This window comes from Mariniplasma anaerobium, from assembly GCF_016865445.1.
GTDB classification, from domain to species: Bacteria; Bacillota_I; Bacilli_A; order Acholeplasmatales; family Acholeplasmataceae; genus Mariniplasma; species Mariniplasma anaerobium.
Map to the genome: position 1 here is coordinate 1,028,187 of NZ_AP024412.1, position 22,287 is coordinate 1,050,473.

At 28.9% G+C, this 22,287-nt stretch carries 16 protein-coding genes; all 16 read right to left on the minus strand.

Annotated elements, in window-relative coordinates; all coding sequences use genetic code 11:
- Window position 1: 1 nt before the first annotated feature.
- The 16 genes from MPAN_RS04895 to rfbA all read right to left on the minus strand — a co-directional run bounded on the left by MPAN_RS04895 (window position 2) and on the right by rfbA (window position 22,278).
- Complete coding sequence (locus MPAN_RS04895) at window positions 2-712, minus strand: YveK family protein (protein ID WP_176239537.1); 711 nt, start codon at window positions 710-712, stop codon at window positions 2-4.
- A gap of 91 nt (window positions 713-803) precedes the next feature.
- Complete coding sequence (locus MPAN_RS04900; RefSeq protein WP_176239538.1) at window positions 804-2,552, minus strand: M3 family oligoendopeptidase; 1,749 nt, start codon at window positions 2,550-2,552, stop codon at window positions 804-806.
- A 71-nt stretch (window positions 2,553-2,623) separates the two neighbouring features.
- Window positions 2,624-3,961 carry a type I glutamate--ammonia ligase gene (gene glnA, locus MPAN_RS04905; protein WP_176239539.1) on the minus strand — a complete coding sequence of 446 codons (1,338 nt, stop codon included), beginning with the start codon at window positions 3,959-3,961 and terminating at the stop codon, window positions 2,624-2,626.
- Between the two features lie 99 nt (window positions 3,962-4,060).
- Window positions 4,061-5,905: a beta-N-acetylhexosaminidase gene (locus MPAN_RS04910; protein WP_176239540.1), complete on the minus strand. Its 1,845-nt coding sequence runs from the start codon at window positions 5,903-5,905 to the stop codon at window positions 4,061-4,063.
- Between the two features lie 42 nt (window positions 5,906-5,947).
- On the minus strand, window positions 5,948-6,412 hold the full coding sequence (locus MPAN_RS04915) for a GNAT family N-acetyltransferase (protein ID WP_176239541.1): 465 nt from the start codon (window positions 6,410-6,412) through the stop codon (window positions 5,948-5,950).
- Window positions 6,413-6,541: 129 nt separating this feature from the next.
- Window positions 6,542-7,327, minus strand: a complete 786-nt coding sequence (locus tag MPAN_RS04920; protein ID WP_176239542.1) for an inositol monophosphatase family protein — start codon at window positions 7,325-7,327, stop codon at window positions 6,542-6,544.
- 27 nt (window positions 7,328-7,354) lie between these two features.
- Window positions 7,355-10,204 (minus strand): glycosyltransferase family 2 protein, encoded by a 2,850-nt coding sequence (locus tag MPAN_RS04925; protein WP_176239543.1) that lies wholly within the window; start codon window positions 10,202-10,204, stop codon window positions 7,355-7,357.
- On the minus strand, window positions 10,204-12,189 hold the full coding sequence (locus MPAN_RS04930) for an oxygen-binding di-iron domain-containing protein (RefSeq protein ID WP_176239544.1): 1,986 nt from the start codon (window positions 12,187-12,189) through the stop codon (window positions 10,204-10,206). Before MPAN_RS04930 ends, MPAN_RS04925 begins: the two co-directional genes overlap by 1 nt.
- A 156-nt stretch (window positions 12,190-12,345) precedes the next feature.
- Window positions 12,346-13,731, minus strand: coding sequence for a bifunctional UDP-N-acetylglucosamine diphosphorylase/glucosamine-1-phosphate N-acetyltransferase GlmU (gene glmU / locus MPAN_RS04935; protein ID WP_176239545.1), 1,386 nt, complete (start codon window positions 13,729-13,731; stop codon window positions 12,346-12,348).
- On the minus strand, window positions 13,724-15,034 hold the full coding sequence (locus MPAN_RS04940; RefSeq protein ID WP_176239546.1) for a phosphohexomutase domain-containing protein: 1,311 nt from the start codon (window positions 15,032-15,034) through the stop codon (window positions 13,724-13,726). The genes glmU and MPAN_RS04940 overlap by 8 nt, the downstream gene beginning before the upstream one ends.
- A 10-nt stretch (window positions 15,035-15,044) precedes the next feature.
- Complete coding sequence (gene glmS, locus MPAN_RS04945) at window positions 15,045-16,829, minus strand: glutamine--fructose-6-phosphate transaminase (isomerizing) (RefSeq protein ID WP_176239547.1); 1,785 nt, start codon at window positions 16,827-16,829, stop codon at window positions 15,045-15,047.
- Window positions 16,830-17,594: 765 nt separating this feature from the next.
- Complete coding sequence (locus MPAN_RS09070) at window positions 17,595-18,878, minus strand: O-antigen ligase family protein (RefSeq protein WP_176239548.1); 1,284 nt, start codon at window positions 18,876-18,878, stop codon at window positions 17,595-17,597.
- A gap of 102 nt (window positions 18,879-18,980) precedes the next feature.
- Window positions 18,981-20,000, minus strand: a complete 1,020-nt coding sequence (rfbB, locus tag MPAN_RS04950; protein ID WP_176239549.1) for a dTDP-glucose 4,6-dehydratase — start codon at window positions 19,998-20,000, stop codon at window positions 18,981-18,983.
- Window positions 20,001-20,849: a dTDP-4-dehydrorhamnose reductase gene (rfbD, locus tag MPAN_RS04955; protein WP_176239550.1), complete on the minus strand. Its 849-nt coding sequence runs from the start codon at window positions 20,847-20,849 to the stop codon at window positions 20,001-20,003. It lies immediately after the preceding gene.
- Window positions 20,846-21,394 (minus strand): dTDP-4-dehydrorhamnose 3,5-epimerase, encoded by a 549-nt coding sequence (rfbC, locus tag MPAN_RS04960; protein WP_176239551.1) that lies wholly within the window; start codon window positions 21,392-21,394, stop codon window positions 20,846-20,848. The genes rfbD and rfbC overlap by 4 nt, the downstream gene beginning before the upstream one ends.
- Entirely contained in the window at window positions 21,394-22,278 is an 885-nt protein-coding gene (rfbA, locus tag MPAN_RS04965) for a glucose-1-phosphate thymidylyltransferase RfbA (protein WP_176239552.1), read from the minus strand. The genes rfbC and rfbA overlap by 1 nt, the downstream gene beginning before the upstream one ends.
- Window positions 22,279-22,287 lie beyond the last annotated feature (9 nt).

Below are 22,287 nucleotides of genomic sequence, written 5' to 3' on the forward strand. Positions count from 1 at the left end.
GTTAGAAATCCTCCTTAACTTCAAATGTAGGAATGACTCCTAAAACTTGAATATCAAATGCAGCTTCAAGTTGTTCTTTTGTCTTATATGAGTTATTTAAAAACTCTTTAATAAATACAAAACCAACGCCAATGATACCACCTAAAATAATACCTATTACTAAATATAAAGGTTTATTAGGAGATTCATAAAGACCAGGTTGTGCAAATGATGTTCTTGTGATTTTATCTTTTAAAGATGTGAAAGCTGGATTGCCATTTGCAATGTCAATTGCATTTTCAATAACTGAATTAACAATTTGTCTAGCAACCAATGGATCTTCATCTATAAATTTAATATTAATAAAATAACTGGTTAAAGATGATGTAACAGTTAAATTAGATCTTAGATTACTTGCTGTTCTATCTAAATCTAAATCAAGGATAACTTCATCTAAGACAATATCTTTTGACATGTATTCAGCAATTGTAGTTAATAATTTTTGTGCAGTAGAATAATCAAATGATCCTTCAACAGCTGTATCAACTTCTACTTGCACCATCACATCTGCATTGGATGCATATTTTGCATCAGCAATGACAAATGCATATACACCAGCAAGTATTGCAACTAGTGTTGTAAACGCAAATATTAAGACAATATTCTTTCTGATGATATGGTATAGGTCTACTAAACTTATTTCATTTTGTGTATCATTATTTTGTTCATTCATTTTATGTATAGCCCTCCTTGGATATGAAAATAACAACTATATAAATTATAGCATAATTATTTATAATTAAACAAATTAAAACATTTATAAATTATTTATTAAATAGCGAGATAACTTCATCAATATCTTTTTTAACTTGTTCTAAAGATGAAATCCAAAAATCTTTACTTGTAACATCAATATCCATAGAATTTGCTGCTTCTTCAACACTTGTTTTAGTCGTAAGTGTTAAAAGATCATCATAGTTATTTAAAAACTTATCAGGATTTTTTAAATATGCTGCATATAATCCTTTTCCAAATAACAATCCAAATGCATATGGAAAATTATAAAAATTTAGTCCTGCACTATAATAATGTCCTTTATTAAGCCACATATATGGATGGAGCGTATAAACATTAAGTCCATCAGTGTATGCTTCTTTTTGAGCATCCATCATCAAAGCTTTCATTTGATTTTTATTAATTGGACCATGTGAATGTTCAAATAATTTAGTTTCAAATATATATCTAGATAAAATATCTATAATAACTTGAGTGTCTCCTTGAAGAGAGTTTTCTAATACAGATAATTTTTCTTCATCTTTTGATAATTGTTTTAATAAATAATTATTAACAATAGTTTCACAGAATATTGATGCAGTTTCTGCTAAAGGCATTGGATAAGACCAATGAAGTGGTTTATTATCTGAAATCACTTCACCATGGTATCCATGGCCAAGTTCATGAGCTAAAGTTAGGACATCAGATAGAGAGCCTGTAAAGTTTGACATAATTCTTGATTGTTTAATTTGTGGTTGATTTGAACAAAACGCTCCGCCACGTTTACCTTTTTTAGGAAATGGATCAACCCAATTGTTATCAAATGCTTTAGTCGCAAAATCTCCTAGGCGCTTAGAATAGCCATAAAACGCATCTTTAATGATTTTTTGTGCTTCTTCATATGTATAAGTCTTAGTTAATTTTCCAACTGGCGCAAATAAATCATAAAATGGAAGTGATCCTTTATGATCTAAATATTTAGATTTAGCTTTTAGATATTCTGCAAAATATGGTCTATATTCTAACATTGCTGAAAGCATTGCATTTAGAGTTTTGTCTGTCATTTTAGATTGAAATAATGTTTTAGACAATGCAGAATCATAACCACGTAATTCATTCATAGTTGTTACTTCTCGTTTAATATTAGATAAAGCTAAAGCAACTTGATCATCTATTTTTTCATAAGCTTTTAATTCTGCTTCAAATGCTGCTTTTCTAACTTTAGGATCAGCATCATATGCAAGATTTCTAACTTCACTTAATGTGATTTCTTTTTCATCATAATCAACTGGAAGATTTGCAGTAGTTAGAGAATGAAGTTGACCCCAACTTGATGAAGCAAACTCTCTCATTTTTGCATATAATACTTCTTCTTTTTCACTTAATAAATGTTTAGCATCATCTTGTTCTCTTTTTAAGACATAAAGATAAGTTCTTATAGCCTTAGAATGTTCAGCTAATTTATCTAAATCAACACTTGTTAAGTATCTTTGGAAAATCACTTGCTCTGCAGTGACTTTTCTAAAGATTTGTTGCATTTTTGCTAAATAGCGAGGTCCATTTTCATCATTAACATTTGTAGCCATTGTTAAAGATGCAAATGAGCCTAAAGTTCTTGATAATATCGTTATAGCTTCTTCACGTTTAATATACCCTTCGATATACTGTGTATCATTTTCTTGTTTTTGATATAGAATGTAGCTCTTTAAGTCATCAATTTTTTTATCTAGTTTCTTTAAGTCATTTTCATATGCTTCATCAAAGCCTTTGTATAAATCGCTTAAATCCCAGTTTTTCATAAATTTGCCTCCTATTTTTATTACTTAAATTATATCATTATTTTACAATTAAAAAAAGGCACGAATGCCTTTTAAATAATTGGAAGATATTTTTCTAATTCATATGGTGTAACTCTAACTTTATATTCATTCCATTCTCTACATTTAGCTTCAATTAATTTTTCAAATAAAAAATCTCCAATGGTCTCTTTCATCAATGATGAAGATGAAAAATTATCAACTGCTTCTTTTAATGATTCTGGAAGATTCTTAATGCCTAAACGTTTACGTTCAGCATCACTCATTTTAAATAAGTTCTTCTTAATTGGAGATAAAGTCTTTAAATTGTTTTCGATACCATACAAACCAGAAGCTAAGACACCAGATATCGCAAGATATGGATTAGCTGAAGCATCAACTGATCTAACTTCTATACGAGTTGCATTTCCTCTTGCTGCAGGTATTCTTATCATTGTAGAGCGATTAGCATCGCTCCATGAGATGTAGCATGGTGCTTCATATCCTGGAACAAGTCTTTTATAAGAGTTTACAGTAGGGTTTGTCACAAGCGCAAATTCTTGAGCATGTTTCATCACGCCTGCGATAAATTTTAATGCTGTTTCTGATAATTGATTATGTGTTGTTGGATCATAAAATAGATTAACTCCATCTTTTGATAGCGAACAATTGGTATGCATCCCTGATCCATTTATGCCTTGGATTGGTTTTGGCATAAATGTTGCATGATAACCATGTCTTCTTGCAACGTTTTTAACAACAATTTTAAATGTTTGAATATTATCACATGCTTCAAGTGCATTATCAAAATGAAAATTGATTTCATGTTGACCAAAGGCTACCTCATGATGTGAAACTTCCATGTCAAATCCCATTTTCTCTAATTCTAAAACGATATCACGTCTAACATCTTCAGATCCATCAATTGGAGCTAGGTCAAAATATCCACCTAAATCAGAAAATTCCATAGTAGGTCTACCGTGTTCATCAAGTTTAAATAAGAAAAACTCAGGTTCTACACCTACATTAAACTTTTCAAAACCCAAAGATTTCATGCGTTCTAGATTTCTTTTTAATATAAATCGAGGATCTCCATCAAATGGAACATGTTCTGTTGTATAGATATCACATATAAGTCTTGCTACTTTTCCTTCTGATAATGTTTCCCATTCGAGAATAAGCCAAGTAGATAAATCAGGATATAAATACATATCAGCTTCATCAATTCTAACAAAACCTTGAATGGATGAACCATCAAACATGATTTCATTAGAAAGAGCTCTCTCTAAATTGGTTACAGGTATTTCTACATTCTTAACAACACCAAGCATATCAGTAAATTGTAGGCGCACATATTTAACGTTATTTTCTTTAGCCGAATTAAGTATATCGACTCTTGTATAGTTTTTCATTTTAACTCCTTTTATTTAAAATTGTATACTTTATGAGTTAAAATGTCAATATTTATGTAAGTTTTTATCTTTTCTTTACATAAGAAAACGTTTTATTTGTTAAAATGTTCCAAATGTTACATATTTTATAAATTGATTATAATAGATACATCCAAGAAATGGATCATCTTCATCTGCTAAATTTAAGATTCTATGATCTAATTCTTCAATTGAAGAAATATTGCCTTTTACATAATCTAATACCTTTATTTTAATGTCTTCTAATCTTTGAATTAATCCACCAAAACGATAAGATTGAACTTCAAATCCATAAGGTTTATTCTCATAATGCCATTGATAGTTAAAATCTTTATAAAATTGTTTAATCAAATCAATAGTTTCTGATAAATCGATAGTTGCTAGATCTAATAATCCTTCTTTATCTTTCTTGTGATAAAGTTCATATAATTTAATACTTAACGTTGATTTAATAGATAAAATAAATGATAAATCATAAAGTGTATTAAAGATATATACGTAAGGTGAGTCGATAGTTGTAAGAGGTTCAATTATATCTTTAATATCTTGATATGATTTTTCATAATCTTTATGTAGTTTGATACGTGAATCACCTAATAATAGATCCTCAAATAATAGATATTTAGATGGATTGACTGTTTTAATTTCTTTAGATGGATAAATTTGGTTTAATAAATCCAAACTCATCCATTGATTTTTACTATAACCAGTTAATCCATATAAAAATTTGTTTTCATCAGTTAGATCATCTTCATAAAATGATTGTGAAATGAATAAAAGACTTGGAAGAATTGAAAACATCGATGCTTCTGCTCCATTATCTCCCCATGATGTGACAACAAAATGATCTACATTAGCTTTTTTACATGCCTCAATGGCAGGTATACTTGCTTTTTCAGAGAAACCATTAAATGGTGCAAAGCCTACCCATTTCCAAGCCCCACCTGCAAATCCATAATTTGAGGTAAGTGTTTTAAGGGACGCAAATTTATCATCGTAATCTTTCTGATCTGTATGATAATAATCCCAATAGATAAGTTCTACATCACTAGGAATCATATCTTTAATGTCATCAAAAGATGTGACACCTTTTGAAAAGTATGCTCCACCTTTTAAATGGAAAAACATATCAGCCCACATTGAAGCTTTGATATTATTTTTCTTGCATATATCTAAAACTTTATCTAAATGGTTTAACATAATATCCATTCTATTTTGATATCCGTTACGATTTAAGTATTTACCGAGACCTAATTGCCATGCTTCATCCATACCAATATTAATTTCATTTGTATGAAACATACTTTGAGCTGTAACTAACATCTTTTCAATCAGTTCATAAGTTTTAGGCTCATCAACAAGTAAAATGTCAGCTGTATCTAACACAGCATTATACTTAGCATGCTTAAATATAGCATTTAAGTGTGCTAGCGTTTGAATATATGGAATAACCTTGATATCAAAGCGTTTAGAAAAAGTGATTAAATCACTAATTTGAGAGGTTGTATAACGTCCTCTCATGTATCCAAACTCTTCTTGGTCATCAAGTTCAAATAAATCTTCTAAATAAAGCCCTATATATGTATAGCCCATCAAAGATAGGTTAACCACTTGTCTTTTCAGTGTATCTATTGTAGGCACAGCATTTCTTGCGCAATCTATCATATAACCTAAGGATTTTAATTTTCTTGATCTTTTAATATCATAATCCTTATGATTTTTATGACTTAAGATATAACCAAGAGCTGCATAAATATCTCTTTGTAATCTATAATAAACCACATAAGTCTTATTAGTTTTAATAATTTGATAATCATAATCATCAAAAACTTTAAATTCAATTGAATCTATGCCATCAAATTTAAATGCTGTATAAGCTTTGATGTTTTGAATTTCTTTAATAATCTCAATGCCTTTTATATTCATAATTAATCTTTCCTTTCATATAAAAACATGGTTTAAGTTATCTTAAACCATGCGAGTGTATATTTTTTTACTATTGTCTATTGGAGTAGCTCCTGATGCTTTTTCATAAAATACCCAATTCTTAGGTTCAACACCACCAATGATTGCATATCCATATCCATCATGCTTCATAGAAACCAAACATTTTAATAGTAGAGCTTTACCAATACCTTGCCCTCTATAACTTTCATCTACTCCAGTTGGACCGAAATAATCTTTAGCAGTCGCATCATAACAAGCAAAACCAATGATTTTATCTTGATCTACGGCGATAAAACAAGTAGGATTTGGTTTATATAATCCAGCTTTAGCTTCTGATACCCATCCTAGAGAAAAATTATCTTCAATAAATTTTAATACTTTATCACTATTTGGTGATAAAACTCTTTTAATTTCATAAGTAGAATTAAGTTCTTTTATGATGGGTTGATATAAATCAACCAACATATCTTTAGAATCACTAGCCATAGTATGTCTCCCTTTTATCTTTATAATTTCATTATATCATAATAAAAAATGGATAAATTAGACAATGAACATTCTTCCATATATTGAAAAAATTTGCCATAAAAGATATTAGTTTTTATATGGATCATCTCAATTAAGATTTAAGATATGTTCTTTGATAATATTTAAAGTTTGAGTATCCCTACAAACAAATAAATGTTGATCCCCTAATTTATATGTTTCAAAATTCTCATTGACAACTAAAAGTCCTGCTTCTCTTACTAATAAGACTCCAGGACATAAATCCCAAAGGTTTGTAACATTTGTATAAAATAGATTAAAGATAGACTCAGATGTCAAGGCAAGCTCTAGTCCAATAGATCCCAACATTCTTGTTTTATATTTATGCTCGATAGCTAAATCTAATATGGCTTTAAAATAAGACGTTTCTGACTGTTTATGACTAAGTCCTACCATAGAAATCATAAAATTTGATGGATCATGTTGATCACTTACATGATATTTTTGATCATTTAAATAAGCACCTTTTCCTTTAATTGCATAATATGTTTTATTAAACTTAGGCGCATAAATATATGATAAAACAATATCTGCTTTATCATATAAAGCGATTTGAACGACATATAAGCCTAAATTAGATGCGTAATTACTAGTTCCGTCAATTGGATCGATTAACCAAGTGCGATCCTTTAAAACCGTTTTATTGTGATATTCTTCAGAATGAATAAAATCATCAGAAAAATTGCTCTTAATCGCATCAATCAAATGTCTTTCAATATAAAGGTCTGTAGAGGTAACAATATCTTGTTCACCTTTAAAAGATGTTTTTTTAACGGTAAGGATTGCATCTTCATAGATCTTTTTTGTAACATTTTTTATTAAGTTTAATTCTTTTTCATATGTCATATGTATCATTGCCTTTCTTTTTTTCTTTAATACTTATTATGATTTAAATCCTTTTCGCGTTTGCGTGCCCCATGTTCCACTTTCTCTTAAAGCACTAAAACTACTATAAACTCTATGCATACTAATTAATTGTCTATATCCAAAGTTTTCGAAAATAGCAAAAAACAGCATAACTATAGTTTCTCTTCTGTTCATCATCTTCATTTCTTTTTCAGACATGAAAATTGAAGATAGAGAAATAACAACTCCAAATAAAATAGATGAGACAAATATGCCTAATATAATAGCTGGTGTTAACAGTCCTAAAATCATAGCGATTGTTAGCATGATATAGCCTTGAGCTTCAAAAAATGGCCCTAAAAACTCAAAGACAAAGAAATATGGATATCCTATTAATCCAATTTGTTTATATTTTGGATTAAATGATAATTTTCGATGATATGCTAATATATCAATGAGACCTCTTTGCCATCTGTTTCTTTGTTTTAAAAGTGTTTTAATATCACTAGGTAGTTCAGTATAACAATGAGCATTATAAACATAAGCGACACGGAAAGGATCTTTTTTCTCTAGTGCTTGTCTTGTCATTCTGACAACAAGCTCCATATCTTCACCAACTGTATCTTTTTTAAGTTTACTACTACTTGTTAAATATCCACCTGTATCAATTAATGCTTGTTTATGGAAAAGTCCAAAGGCTCCAGAGATAATCATTAAACTTCTAAGTTGACTCCATCCAATACGTCCACTTGTAAAAGCTCTTAAATATTCAATGGTTTGAAATCTACAAACCATTTCACTAGGAATACCTCTTTTTTCTACTCTACCCTTATCAAATGTAAATCCATTAGCAGGATAGATATTGCCACCCATGGCAATATATGGTTTTGTATCATCTAGCATGGTTGCTGCAAGTTTTAATAAAGCATCACCTTCCAAAATGCTATCTGCATCTATACCACAAACATAAGGTTGTTTACTTAAATTAATACCGACATTTAATGCATCAGCTTTACCACCATTTTGCTTATCAACAACAATTAAATTAGGAATATCTTTTGTATAATAGACACCTCTTATTTTTTTAGTGCCTAAATGATTTAGATGAGCTGAATGTTTTCTTTCTAAATTAAAATGAGAAATCATAATGTTTAGCGTTTCATCTTTAGACCCATCATTCACAACAATAACCTCATAAATAGGATATTTTAAATTTAATAGGCTAGTTATGCTATCAATGATATTCATTTCTTCATTATATGCTGGTGCGATTATAGATATCCCAGGCAATAGTTTTTCAGAAAATAATAATGTGTTCTTTCTTGTCTTTGAAAGATTTACTTGTTTTCTTGAATTAATTAAAGCCAAAATAAATAAAATCGCATAGATACTATTTATACTTACAAAATAAAAAATTAAGTAGACATTTACATCAATCAAAAACCCTTCAACTATTTCTATTAAAGTTAAATCAACTATTGACACATTAAGTCTAACTACATAAATAACAGGGAAAAGTAAAAACGAAAAAACAATCCATCGAATCATCCAATAGATCTTAGCCTTTTCAATAGGTGCTTTTTCTTTCTTTGGTATAACCGGAGTAAATTTTTGAAGTCCCATTTGTTTTAAGACATCTGAATTTAAATATATTCTAAACTCTTTTGTCATCTCATCATCGCGACTCAAATGTAGTTTAATGATATTAAGCAAGTATGTTTCAATAGCTTGATCTCTATTATTATTTAAAAAATCAATGATTGATTCTGTAATATCTAGTTTAAGCATTCTATTGATAATATCTTTTAATAGACTTTGTTGTGTTTCAAATATATCTAAAATGATATAGTCGATACGATCCGCAAATACTTTAATAAGCATTTCTTTTTGATAATGCTCTAATTCTGTAAATATTCTTAATAAATGATTCAAAAATGATCGATCATTTAAAACAATCTTAGATAACGTTTTAACCCTAATATCTTCTAATTCACCTTCATCATATCCTTCAATGATACGATTGATGCATGTCATACATGGTTCATAATAAAGTGATGATATTGCAAAAGATCTTACCATGATATCATCATGCTCCAAATAAGGTGGTGTTGATAATAATTCAGGTGTATGTTTAAATATATTTTGTAATATTTTTTCTTTAAGTTGCTCGTTGATTGTTTGATCATATGGATGATCTTCTATAATCCAAGAAAGTGTATTTTGCATATAATCAATTAAAAATGCATCTGAATGAAATGCTCCAATTCTAATTAAACCTAAAACGATTTGATATCTTAAATCATCTTTATAAGATACAAATGCATCATAGATGCGTTTATAATTATTACCTAACAAGATACATAAGCGATCTTGATATTCATCAGATGAATCAACTAATGATTCAATAATAGAAGTCAAATATTGATCTTTTAATCCATAGCGCATATTGGCTACAATTCTAATTTTTACAGCTTCATTTTTTTCTTTTAAAAATCTTTGATATAAATGTTCATATGCATTTTCTGTACGAAGTTTCGATATATAATAGACTGCTATCTTTCTTTTATAAGAACTCCTTGAATTGATTGATCTAAATTGTTTTTTTATAAATTTTGAATCCTTATAATCGTTTATAATATGTTCTCTTACGCTTGGTTCTAGATGTATTTGTTCATCAACATCAATTAATGCATCAAAAAAGAACCTTTTAGATACAGGAATTGATACATCTTCTTGATCTATATATTTTTTAAAGAGGTAATCTCTAGCTTTTTTTATTCTCAATGATTTTTTATCATGTATTCTCTTTTGATTATATATCAAAATGATAAACAATAAAATGATTACACCAAAAGAGCTAGCAACTCCATAAATGATGTCTAGCATTAAATTTTTACCTTCTTATCTCTTATTCTTTTGATATGTCCAATCAATTCATCTGGAATAATTGGTTTTTGTAAGATTAAATCAATATCTAGTAAATTACATCTATTGACGACATCTAAATTTTTAAGATGACTCACGATGATGAATGGAATATTTTTAAAAGTTAAAGATTCATTAATTTTTTGTTTAAGTTGAAATCCATCTAATTTACTTAAATTAATCTCAGAAATGATAACATCTACATTATGTCTTTCTAGTTGTTCATATGCCTCATAGATATCACTGGCAATAATAAGTTTATAATGAATGCGATCAAAAATCTTAACCATAAGATTTTGATAGGTTTCATCTTCATCTACTAAAAGAATGATACCTTCTATATATGTATCTTCATCTGTGTTCATATCAAGGATTTGTCCCTTGCCTTTGAGTTTAGCTCTCTCTAATCTCATTTGTGAGAGTTCAATAAATTGATTAACTCTTTCATCTAAAGGATATTTCATGTTAAGTTCTTCAGTTGTTATGATACTGATAGAAACAGTTATATCTTCAATGAAAAGATCAGATTTTTTAACTTTCTTGCTTAAGTTTAAAGCAAAAGCTATCAAATCTTTTTCTGCTATGTCATGTTTATAGACAAAAATACCTGGACCTGTTTGTTTAAATAGCATCGTATCTTCAGTTTTTATGCTATTCATTAAATGAACTAGGTTTCTTAAAGTTTCATTACCTTTATGTGTTCCATATTTTTTATTAATTGATAAGAGATTATCAATATGCACTAGCATAAGACCACGAACATGATTCTCTTCTAATGGCTTATCTAAATTATTTAATAAGTGACCAATCATAAATTTTTGATTATAAAGATCTGTGATTTCACATCGTAGTAGTTTATCAGTAGTTTGGCTTATTTTAGAAGATAACTCTAACACTTTTTCTTTTAAATGTGTCGTTTCTAAATTTAGATCTGCAATCTTTGTTTCTTGTTCAACAAAACTGGTTTTATAAATGGTTGGAAGTTTAATATTATATGTATTGTGATATTTTTTTACAATAGGTTCTAATATAGTTAACCATTCAAACCCTCTTTTTTGATAAATAGTATCAAAAAAACCATTCCATAATTTATATTCTTTTAAAATAGTAGATTCTATTTCAATGTGTGGATATAATTCTAAATGAATATCAGAATCTTTAAATACATCTAGGATATCAGATCTATGATATTTAGTTTCTAACCTTTTCAACATATGATTAATGATGGTTTCATAATTATATGAAACATTTTTATTGATTTTATATTCAATGACTTGATTTGAATTATAAAAATCATAGGCTAAGACTTTAGCATATATATCAGGTATCATCGTTCTTTTTAAGAAACAACCAAGACGTGGATATATTTGAATAAGATTATATTTTTTTAATTTCTTAATAGATTGTCTTACAAATTCAACACTTGGTAGAATCATTTCATGAAAATGATTAATTGACATGATCAATTCTTCTAGATTTCCATCTATACAATCAGTTTGAGAAAAAAGATGAGCAGAAAACAAAATGCCTTCTTCTTTAAAAACTGTCATAAAACACTCTGGAAAGGGCAAAAAAGGAATCGGTATAAAATCTAGAGTCAATTGATCAGATAGCTTTAATTGATAATCTAGAGATGCAATTGATGATAGGTTATTATCTAGCATATCATTTAAGTAAGGCACTCCTGATTCATTTGCGATAACTCTACCTTTAAATCCTGCTTTATTTAAATCATCAAGAGATGAAAGATTTAAATAATCATTTGATTGCAATATGATATAAGATAAATTTGAAATCTTGATGTGTGATTTCAAAGCAGCAATGAGCAGGGGTGCATGATGTTTTGACCCTGGATCAATTAAAATAGATCCACTTTCTCTATAGATGAGATATGCATAACGTTTAACTTTCTCTTCTAAAAGAATTGGTATAATTTTGTTTGCCATAAAACCCCTCATTTCTTGTTTTATATATAATATATAAATTATCTCTTTTTATCATTATATCATGTATAAATATTAATTAATTATTTTATTTTTTTGTTTAAATAAATAAAAAATGCACTTGAGTCAAATAACTCAAATGCATTTGTATTTTTAAACTTATTTTTCTGGTTTTGGTTTAGGTTTAATTAAGTTATTATAATAGTCTGCTTTATTGACTTGATGATTTCTTGCAATAGATAGTGATCCTTTAGGTATATTTTCTGTAACTGTAGATCCTGCAGCAATAAACACTTGATCTCCAACAGTTAATGGCGCAACCATGTTAACATTACATCCAATAAAGACATCATCACCAATGATAGTTTTATGTTTTTTAACACCATCATAGTTTACGGTAATTGAGCCACATCCAAAGTTAACATTAGATCCAACTTCAGCATCTCCTATATAAGATAAGTGAGCCGCTTTAGTTCCTGATCCTGTAGTAGAGTTTTTAACTTCTACAAAGTTACCTACTCTATTATGATCTCCAATCACTGCATGATTTCTTAAATGAGCAAATGGACCTACGGTCGTATGAGCTCCAACTGTTGAATCATAAATTAATGAATGCTTAATTTCTGCAAATTCATCAATATTTCCATTATGGATTTCTGTATTAGGGCCAATAACTGCACCTTCTCTAATTGTTGACATACCAGTAATGGTTGTATTTGGATAAATTGTAACACCTGGTTCGATTAAGACATTATGTCCTATGGTAATCGTATTAGGTGAAACCATTTCTACACCATTTAACATATGGTTTTTATTAATTTCATCACGTAAATATCGCTCAGCGATACTTACAGAATATAAATCATTAACACCCATCATTTGATAAGCTGATCTTACAACAAATGAACCTATTTTATAGTCATGTTTCATAAGTGAAACGATATCAGTTAAATAGTATTCACCTTTTCGTTCATTTTTTGGTATACTTCTTAATATTTTAAACAAAATTTGATTGTCAATAACGTAAACTCCAGAGTTTACTTCTTTAATTGCTTTTTGTTCACCAGTGCAATCTTTATCTTCAACGATTGCAGATATCACACCATATTTATCACGAACAATACGGCCATAAGATTTAGGATTATCATAAACCATAGAAACAACTGTTAAATCATTACCCATTTCATCATGGGCTTTTAAAAGTTTATCAGTTAGTTTGATTTCCATTAAAGGCATATCACCAGGAAGAATAAACGTAACTCCTTCTTTATCAGCTAAAATACTTTCAGCTGATAGTGCAGCATGACCTGTGCCTAATTGTTCAACTTGTTCAGCATATTGAACACGATTGCCTAAAATATCCATTAATATTTCTTTTTTGTGACCTACGACTACAACTGTTTCATTAATGGTAGTCTTTTCAAGTTTTTCTACGATGTATTCAATCATTGGTTTTTTTAAAATTGGATATGCACATTTTGGCATATCTGTTTTCATTCTAGTTCCCTTACCAGCTGCAAGTACTAATCCATATGTTTTACGCATCAACATCAACTCCAAATCCTTTTATTTTTTTAACTATTTTATCAATGGTATTTCTCATCACACTTTCATCTGAATGAGAAACCGTAACTCTTATAAGACTTTCAGTGCCTGATGGTCTAACTAAAAGTAGACTATCAGTTCCAAGTGTTTTTTTAATGTTTTCAAGAAACTTTTTCATTTCATCTGTTTTTAATATCGATTTATCAACATCTTTGATATTGATTAATTGATATGGATATAAATTAAGACTTGATGTTAGTTCTTTTAAAGTTTTATTTTCTTCAGCCATAATAGATAATAAATAGATTGCGACTAATAGACCATCACCAGTGTGAAGTAAGTGTCTCATGATGATATGTCCTGAATTTTCTCCACCAATGACATAATCATTAGTTGTCAATTCTAGAGATACATATTTATCACCTACATCTGTTAGAGATACTTCAATCTCTTTTTCTTTTAATGCTTTAAGTATACCAGGATTACTCATCTTTGTTAAAACAACATGATTATGTCTTAATAATTGTTTTTTCTTTAAGTATGATGAAATTATGAAAATAATTTCATCTCCATCATAGATTTTATCTTGATCACAAATTAAAAGTCGATCGCCATCTCCATCAAAACTAAATCCAACATCAAGATGATATTCTTTAACATACTCATGAATATACTCCATGTGAGTTGATCCGCAATTTTTATTGATGTTTAGTCCGTCAGGGTTATTTCCTATTTGAATGGCATCAGGGGCATATTTATTAAATAGTTTATGAGCTATTTTGAAGTTTGCGCCATTTGCAGAATCATATGCTATTTTTAAGTTTGTTTTTTTTACACTAAATTGATTGTAAAGTTTTAAATAAGTAGATTCAAAATCACTAGATAGTTTGAAATCTCCAAATGCTTTGATTTCTAGTTTAGGATTATCAATAAAAGATTCAATAATTTCTTCTTCTTTTTCAGTCGTCTTAAAGCCTTTGTTAAAGACTTTAATACCATTATCTGTATAAGGGTTATGTGAGGCTGTTACCATGACACCAATGATTGATTTTTCTTTTGAGAAGTAAGCAACCATAGGCGTTGAACATACGCCTGCAAAAGAAACATTTAATCCTTCGGATAATGCACCAGCAGCAATCATATGCGCAAGCATTGGTGATGATTGTCTTGTATCATATCCGATAACGACTTCATTGATATCTATCGCATATTTCAAACCTTGTCCTAGTCGATATGCTAGTCCAGCATTTAAATGCTCAAATGCTTTACCTCTTATGCCATCTGTTCCAAAATATTTTCCCATAAAAGCTCCTTTATTCTACTGTAACACTCTTTGCTAAGTTTCTAGGTTTATCTATATCATTACCACGTTCTAAGGCTGCATAGTATGCAATAAGTTGTGTAGGCACAACCATAACCATAGGAGTTAAGAGTGGATGTACATCTTTTAAGATGATATCGTCACTCTCTTGAGATGTATTAGCTAAAGATATAATCATCGTGGTTGCACCACGAGAAATGACTTCATTTAAATTAGATCTAGTATTCTTTGATATTTCTTTGCTTGAAATAAGTGCAATAACAGGAGTTCCTTCTTCTATTAATGCAATGGTTCCATGCTTTAATTCACCAGCAGCAAATCCTTCTGTTTGAATATATGATATCTCTTTTAACTTTAAGGCAGCTTCTAGTGATGTATAGTAATCAATGGTTCTACCAATATAAAAACAATTTCTCTTAGTTATTTTATCATGAACTAAAGACGATATATCTTGAGTAGCTAAAAAGTTTTCTATGGATAATGCAACCTTTGTTAACTCTTTTATCAAATCAATATTTTGATCTGATAAGGTGTTACATAAGATTGATAATACCGCAACTTGTGCTACATATGCTTTTGTAGAAGCAACTGCAATTTCTGGACCTGCAAAGAGTTCAAGAAAATAGTTAGATTCTCTAGCTAATGTTGAAGTTTTAACATTGGTAATAGTTAGAGTCTTATAATTTAGTTTTTGAGTTTTTAATAAACATGCTCTTAAATCTGCAGTTTCTCCAGATTGAGAGATCATTAAAAAGAATGGTTTAGCAGTTAATAGTGGTGTATGATAAGCAAATTCTGATGCGATATGCACTTCTGCTGGAATATGAGTTAATTCTTCAAATAAGTACTTACCTACATAACCTGCATGCATTGATGTACCAGCAGCAAGTATATAGATTCTATCAGATGCTTTAATATCTTTTAGAATATCTGCTGATATATTAATTTTATCATGATTAAAGTAGTTTTGAACAATTCTGCGAACAACTGATGGTTGTTCGTATATTTCTTTAATCATATAATGCTGATACTCACCCATATCTGTAGAAGATTCATCTAGATCAATTTCTAGATAAATTAAAGGTTGTAATTCATGATTTAGATTATATAATTTAACACTATCAGATTCTGCCACCACAAATGTATGATCAGCAAGAGCAATATATTGATCTGCATAACCTAAAAGAGCCATTAAGTCAGAAGCTATGGTGATACCATCATCACCCTTGCCTAAAACTAATGGAGATTTATTTTTAGCTGCATATATTGTATCTGGTGTTTGTGTATCAATAACCAGAAGAGCATAAGAGCCTTCTAATAGTTTTAAAGTGGTTAGGATAGCATTTTCTACGTTTAATTGTTTTGTGAAGGTTTCTATGAGTTGTGCAATCACTTCAGTATCAGTTTCAGAATAGAAAAATGAATCAGATAAATATTGTGATTTAAGTTCTTCGTTATTTTCTATGACACCATTATGAACAATGATGAATCTTTTAGATTGTGAGTAATGAGGATGTGCGTTTTCTTTAGTGACTTTGCCATGAGTTGCCCAACGTGTGTGGCCAATACCTATATTTGATTTTAGTGTGTTTTTTGTCAAATCTATAAGCTTTTGGACACGTCCAAAATCCTTGTAGATATCAAAGGACCTGAATTTGGAATTAAATAAAGAAATACCTGCAGAATCATATCCGCGGTATTCTAATTTAGTGAGTCCACTAAGGACTACTTCTTTTGCGTCTTTTTTATTTCCAATGAAACCTACAATTCCACACATAAGTGATACCTCCAAATAAGTTAATACTATTATACAATAAAAAGCACTTCTTTTCTAATTCAAAATTTTAAATATAGAGATTTTACAAGAAAATTATTATTTATACCTATATAGATATGTAATAAAAAGAAACTAGAATCAATTTTTTAATTCTAGCTCTTTAAATTAATTATGTAATAAAATATAATAAAAGATAATTTATGTTCAAAAAGAGATATTATTAAGGGGTTTATCATATATTAGTAGTGATTTCATATAAATTTTTTTGTTTCGAACTGTCCATTATTTGACATTACGACATTAAAAACTGTCTATTTATTAAATCTTATACATATGATGGTCCAAAAAGTAGATTTTTTTGATGAGATAGACAGTCAATTCTTAATCTAATTAAGAGTAATTCTCACTATTTTATATACAAAAGATGTAAAGTTTATATTTATGTTGCAGTCTTAGTGAAATAACTGTGGGTTTTGCTGAAACCCTTCATTTTGAACATAAATTTCGCGTGTTGACCCTACACTATGAAGTGTCATTTTTGAGATTTTTTTCTTATGTTAAAACATCATTTAACATCTCAAATAAGGGCATAAGTCCCGTTAATTATATCAAAAGTTTAAATCCCCTCGACTCCATGCCCTGACCCTTTAGTTTGAACTGTCGGTCCTTATGAAACCAATGTCAATTATTATAAAAGTCATCACTTTTGACTTAACCCTTTTTAAAGTCTCAAAGCACTTGAAATTCTTAAAATTATTCATATAGTTACATCTTGATGTTTATTTTCATAAATCTGTTAATTCTATAATAATATTGAGTTATTGAAATACTTAGAAGGTAAATAATAAGAAACGGGTATGTTGTTAATGGATTTCCAAATAAACCGTATAATAACCATAAAGACTGGCAATAAAAGCTTATATATAAATATATGTTATAATTCACTCCATTATTAGCATTAGATGCAAGTAATTTCAGTGTTCTATAATAAAAAGTGAAAAGCAAAACTATTATGATAAGAGAGAAAAATATTCCCATTTCGAACAATAATTGTATATAGATATTGTGAATCTGTGATATCTCAACTGTGAAAACATTATCTAAATAAATAGGGGCACTATATAAACCATGGCCAAAAAATATTTTATCTTGTATCAAATTAAAGGCTTCAGCATATAAGTTTAACCTGTTACTAGACAATTCATTTAGAATATCATAATCATAATTATTAAAAGAAAAATATAGAATTATAGAAAATAAGACAATAAAAACAGCTCCAAATATCATAAAAGAAGATGCTGCTGGATGAAGATTCTTTCTCTTTCTATTGCTAATACTTATAAATATCATTATTAGAGAAGCTACGATAGAAGCAATATAAATTGATCTTTTGCCAGTGTAAAACAATGCAATAATAAATATAATGATAAGGAAATAGTTTAAGGTATTTCTTTTATTTGTTATAATACGAGACAATATAATACCTATACCGAAAGAGATAAAAAAACTATTAAATGAAATTTGACTTGTTAAGCCACTATGCTCATTATTATAATATATCAATTTCCTAACTATTTCCTGGCTATAATCACTAAATAGTGGAATAATAAAATTTTCGTAACTGACTGGAAAGAACACACTAAAATAAGTTATTGCAACAAATATAATTAATATTATATAAGAGTACTTAATGAAATTATAATGCCATTTTTTGCTATATGATAAGGAAAATGAGATACTAATAAATGTTATAAAATATATAAAGAATTCATAAGTTTGTTTATAAGTTATTAGACGAAGTGCTGAAATAAAGAACATTAAAAATACAAGAAACACTATGGATATATCCATAAGCATTAGTTTGTTTTTATTCAACACTAAACTTATTATTGATAAAATTAATATAATCAGATATGACTCTATCTCGCCAACGAATCTTATGTTTATCGTCGAAAAAAAGATACTTATTACTAAAAATAATGGGATGATTTTAGTAAGTAATCTGTTTTGTTTTTTGATTGAATTATTTATTAATTTAAAAGATTCCATTATACTGCTCCCATCAAAAATATATATCCGAAATATTCTTTATTACATATGTCTAGATTTTCATGCCAAACCAGTTTATTTAATCTTAAGTCAAACATTTTATCATTTATTTCTATAATATTCATCCATAAATCTTAAATATTCTCCATTTTCGATGTTATTTATCCAATCTTGATTTTGTATATTCCATCTTATTGTTTGGATAATACCAGATTCAAAGTTATACTTTGCTTTCCATCCAAGCTCATTTTCTATTTTAGAAGGATCTATAGCGTATCGCATATCATGACCTTTTCTATCAGTGACAAATTTAATTAGTGATTCTGGCTTACTTAACTCATTAAGTATAGTTTTAACTACTTCCAAGTTTGTTCTTTCATTATGTCCGCCTATGTTATATACATTACCATCTTTACCTTTATGAATAATTAAATCAATGGCAACACAATGATCATGGACATGTAGCCAGTCTCTAACATTTTCACCGGTACCATAAACAGGTAATGATTCATCGGCTAAGGCTTTTTTAATCATCAAAGGGATTAGTTTTTCCGGAAAATGATATGGTCCATAATTGTTTGAGCATCTTGAGATAGTAATTGGCAAGTTAAAGGTTCTGTAATATGCTTGTACTAATAAATCAGCTGCTGCTTTTGACGCAGAATATGGACTTGAGGTGTGAATTGGTGTATCTTCAGTAAAAAATAAATCAGGTCTATCTAGAGGTAAATCGCCATAAACTTCATCAGTAGATACTTGATGATATCTTTTTACTTCATTTTTTAGCGATGCATCCATCAATACTTGTGTACCTAAAATATTAGTTTTCAAAAACACTTCAGGATTTTCGATTGAACGATCGACATGAGATTCAGCAGCAAAATTTACTACTATATCAAATGCCTCTTTTTTAAATAAATCATTAATAAATAATCTATCTGTAATATCACCTTTAACAAACTTGAAACTTATATTTTCCATGATTGGTTCTAGTGTTTGTAAATTACCAGCATATGTAAGTGCATCTAACGCAATTATCTCATAGTTTGGATATTTATCTACCATATAGTGACAAAAATTGCCACCAATAAACCCTGCTGCTCCAGTAACTAATACTTTCATTTATTTTACCTCAATTTCTTTTAAATATCGTTTTATTGCATCTTGCCATGACTCAAGAAGTTTAAAATCATTATCGACTAAACTTTGCTTGCTCATTGAGGAATTCATAGGTCTCGTAGCTTTTGTTGGGTATTGTGATGTCTTTATAGGTTTTAAGTTAATATTAATACTTGTTAGATTGAATATTTCTTTAGCAAATTCATACCAATTACATATACCCTCGTTTGTTGCATGATAGATACCAAATTTTTCCGTTTCTATCATATCAACAATTAATCTTGATAAATCATACGTATAAGTCGGTGAACCTATTTGATCTGAGACGACACTTAATTCATCTCTTTCACTTCCAAGTCTAAGCATAGTCTTAATAAAATTATTTCCATTCTTGCCAAACACCCATGAGATACGAACAATAAAGTGCTTACTATGGTTTAATGTTTCTATTTCACCTAAATATTTAGTTCTACCATATACTGATTTTGGATTAGGTTTGTCAGTAATTTCATACTGACCTTCTTTATCTCCTGAAAAAACATAATCAGTTGAAATGTAAACGAATTTAGCATCTTGTATCTTTGCAGCATCAACAAGATATTTTGTTCCATTAACATTAACATCATAGCATACTGCTTCATTATCTTCAGCATTATCAACAGCTGTATATGCTGCACAATGAATAATGACATCTGGCTTTTCTTTTTTCATGAATTCTATAACAGATATACTATCAGTAATGTCTAGATCGTTAACATCAATGCCCAATATATCATCATAGTTTCTTTTCTTTAACTCTCTTACAACATCATAACCTAATTGGCCCTTTACACCTGTCACGATAACTTTCATTTGAAGTTCACATCTGAATCTTTTAAAGTGGGAGCTTTTTTATCTTTTTCGGATAATATAACTTCATTTGATGGCCAAATTACGTTTATATCAAGATCATTGTATTGTATAGCACGATCTGTGTCAGAATTATATAGATTATCAACTTTATATTGAACTTCCGAATTATCTTCTAATGTGATAAATCCATGGGCAAAACCTTGTGGTATAAAAAACATTTTATGGTTTTCCGGTGTTAACTCTATTCCAATCCATTTTAAATATGTTGGACTTGATTTTCTTAAATCAACCGCAACATCCCATATTTTGCCTTTTGTGCATCTTACTAACTTAGATTGAGCATACGGTTCGTTTTGGAAATGTAATCCTCTAAGAACACCTTTTAGTTTGCTATATGAATGATTATCTTGTTTAAAAATAATATCAATACCATTGTCTTTAAAAACTTTCTCATTATAAGTTTCACTAAACCAACCACGATAATCACCAAAGACATTAGGTTCAATAATTAATAAATCTTTTATATCAGTTTTTATAACTTTCATTAATATCTCACCTTACCCTCAAGTACATCAAACAAGAATTTACCATATTGGTTTTTCTTCATAAGTTCTGCTTGTTCTCTGAGTTGATCTTTAGTAATCCATCCATTATTAAATGCAATTTCCTCTGGACAAGATATCTTTAAACCTTGATGTTCTTCTATCATTTTAACAAAAGCTGTTGCTTCTGCTAATGACTCATGTGTACCGGTGTCTAGCCATGTAAATCCTCTACCAAATGTAACAACATCTAAACTATTATCTTCTAAATACATTCTGTTTAAATCAGTTATTTCTAATTCTCCACGAGCAGATGGTTTAACTTTCTTAGCATAATCAACAACACGATTATCATAAAAATATAAACCTGTAACTGCATAGTTAGATTTAGGATTTTTAGGTTTTTCTTCTAGAGATATAGCTTTACCGTTTTTATCAAATTCAACTACTCCAAAACGCTCTGGATCATCTACGTGATAACCAAAAACAGTTGCTTTACTGTTTTTAGAGTTCTCTACAGCTCTATCTAAAGCACTTTTTAAACCATTCCCATAGAAAATATTATCCCCAAGAATCATACATGCCGTCTCATTACCAATAAACTCTTCACCAATCAGAAAGGCCTGTGCCAATCCATCTGGTGATGGTTGTATTTTGTAACACAAATTAATTCCAAATTTATTTCCATCACCCAAAAGTGATTCAAATCTTGGTGTGTCATCTGGTGTAGAGATTATTAAAATCTCTTTTATTCCTGCTAGCATTAATATAGATAATGGATAATAAATCATAGGTTTATCATATATTGGTAATAATTGTTTGCTTGTGACCATTGTTAATGGAAAAAGTCTAGAACCTGAGCCACCTGCTAAAATAATTCCTTTCATTATTTCGTT

Bases quoted from the DNA above. Each gene is read 5' to 3' on its own strand.
- rfbA (WP_176239552.1), bottom strand. From the start codon at position 22,278: ATGAAAGGAATTATTTTAGCAGGTGGCTCAGGTTCTAGACTTTTTCCA.
- rfbB (WP_176239549.1), bottom strand. From the start codon at position 20,000: ATGAAAGTATTAGTTACTGGAGCAGCAGGGTTTATTGGTGGCAATTTT.
- rfbD (WP_176239550.1), bottom strand. From the start codon at position 20,849: ATGAAAGTTATCGTGACAGGTGTAAAGGGCCAATTAGGTTATGATGTT.
- MPAN_RS09070 (WP_176239548.1), bottom strand. From the start codon at position 18,878: ATGGAATCTTTTAAATTAATAAATAATTCAATCAAAAAACAAAACAGA.
- MPAN_RS04925 (WP_176239543.1), bottom strand. From the start codon at position 10,204: ATGCTAGACATCATTTATGGAGTTGCTAGCTCTTTTGGTGTAATCATT.
- glmS (WP_176239547.1), bottom strand. From the start codon at position 16,829: ATGTGTGGAATTGTAGGTTTCATTGGAAATAAAAAAGACGCAAAAGAA.
- MPAN_RS04930 (WP_176239544.1), bottom strand. From the start codon at position 12,189: ATGGCAAACAAAATTATACCAATTCTTTTAGAAGAGAAAGTTAAACGT.
- glmU (WP_176239545.1), bottom strand. From the start codon at position 13,731: ATGCGTAAAACATATGGATTAGTACTTGCAGCTGGTAAGGGAACTAGA.
- MPAN_RS04910 (WP_176239540.1), bottom strand. From the start codon at position 5,905: ATGAATATAAAAGGCATTGAGATTATTAAAGAAATTCAAAACATCAAA.
- MPAN_RS04920 (WP_176239542.1), bottom strand. From the start codon at position 7,327: ATGATACATATGACATATGAAAAAGAATTAAACTTAATAAAAAATGTT.
- rfbC (WP_176239551.1), bottom strand. From the start codon at position 21,394: ATGAAAGTTATAAAAACTGATATAAAAGATTTATTAATTATTGAACCT.
- MPAN_RS04915 (WP_176239541.1), bottom strand. From the start codon at position 6,412: ATGGCTAGTGATTCTAAAGATATGTTGGTTGATTTATATCAACCCATC.
- glnA (WP_176239539.1), bottom strand. From the start codon at position 3,961: ATGAAAAACTATACAAGAGTCGATATACTTAATTCGGCTAAAGAAAAT.
- MPAN_RS04940 (WP_176239546.1), bottom strand. From the start codon at position 15,034: ATGGGAAAATATTTTGGAACAGATGGCATAAGAGGTAAAGCATTTGAG.
- MPAN_RS04900 (WP_176239538.1), bottom strand. From the start codon at position 2,552: ATGAAAAACTGGGATTTAAGCGATTTATACAAAGGCTTTGATGAAGCA.
- MPAN_RS04895 (WP_176239537.1), bottom strand. From the start codon at position 712: ATGAATGAACAAAATAATGATACACAAAATGAAATAAGTTTAGTAGAC.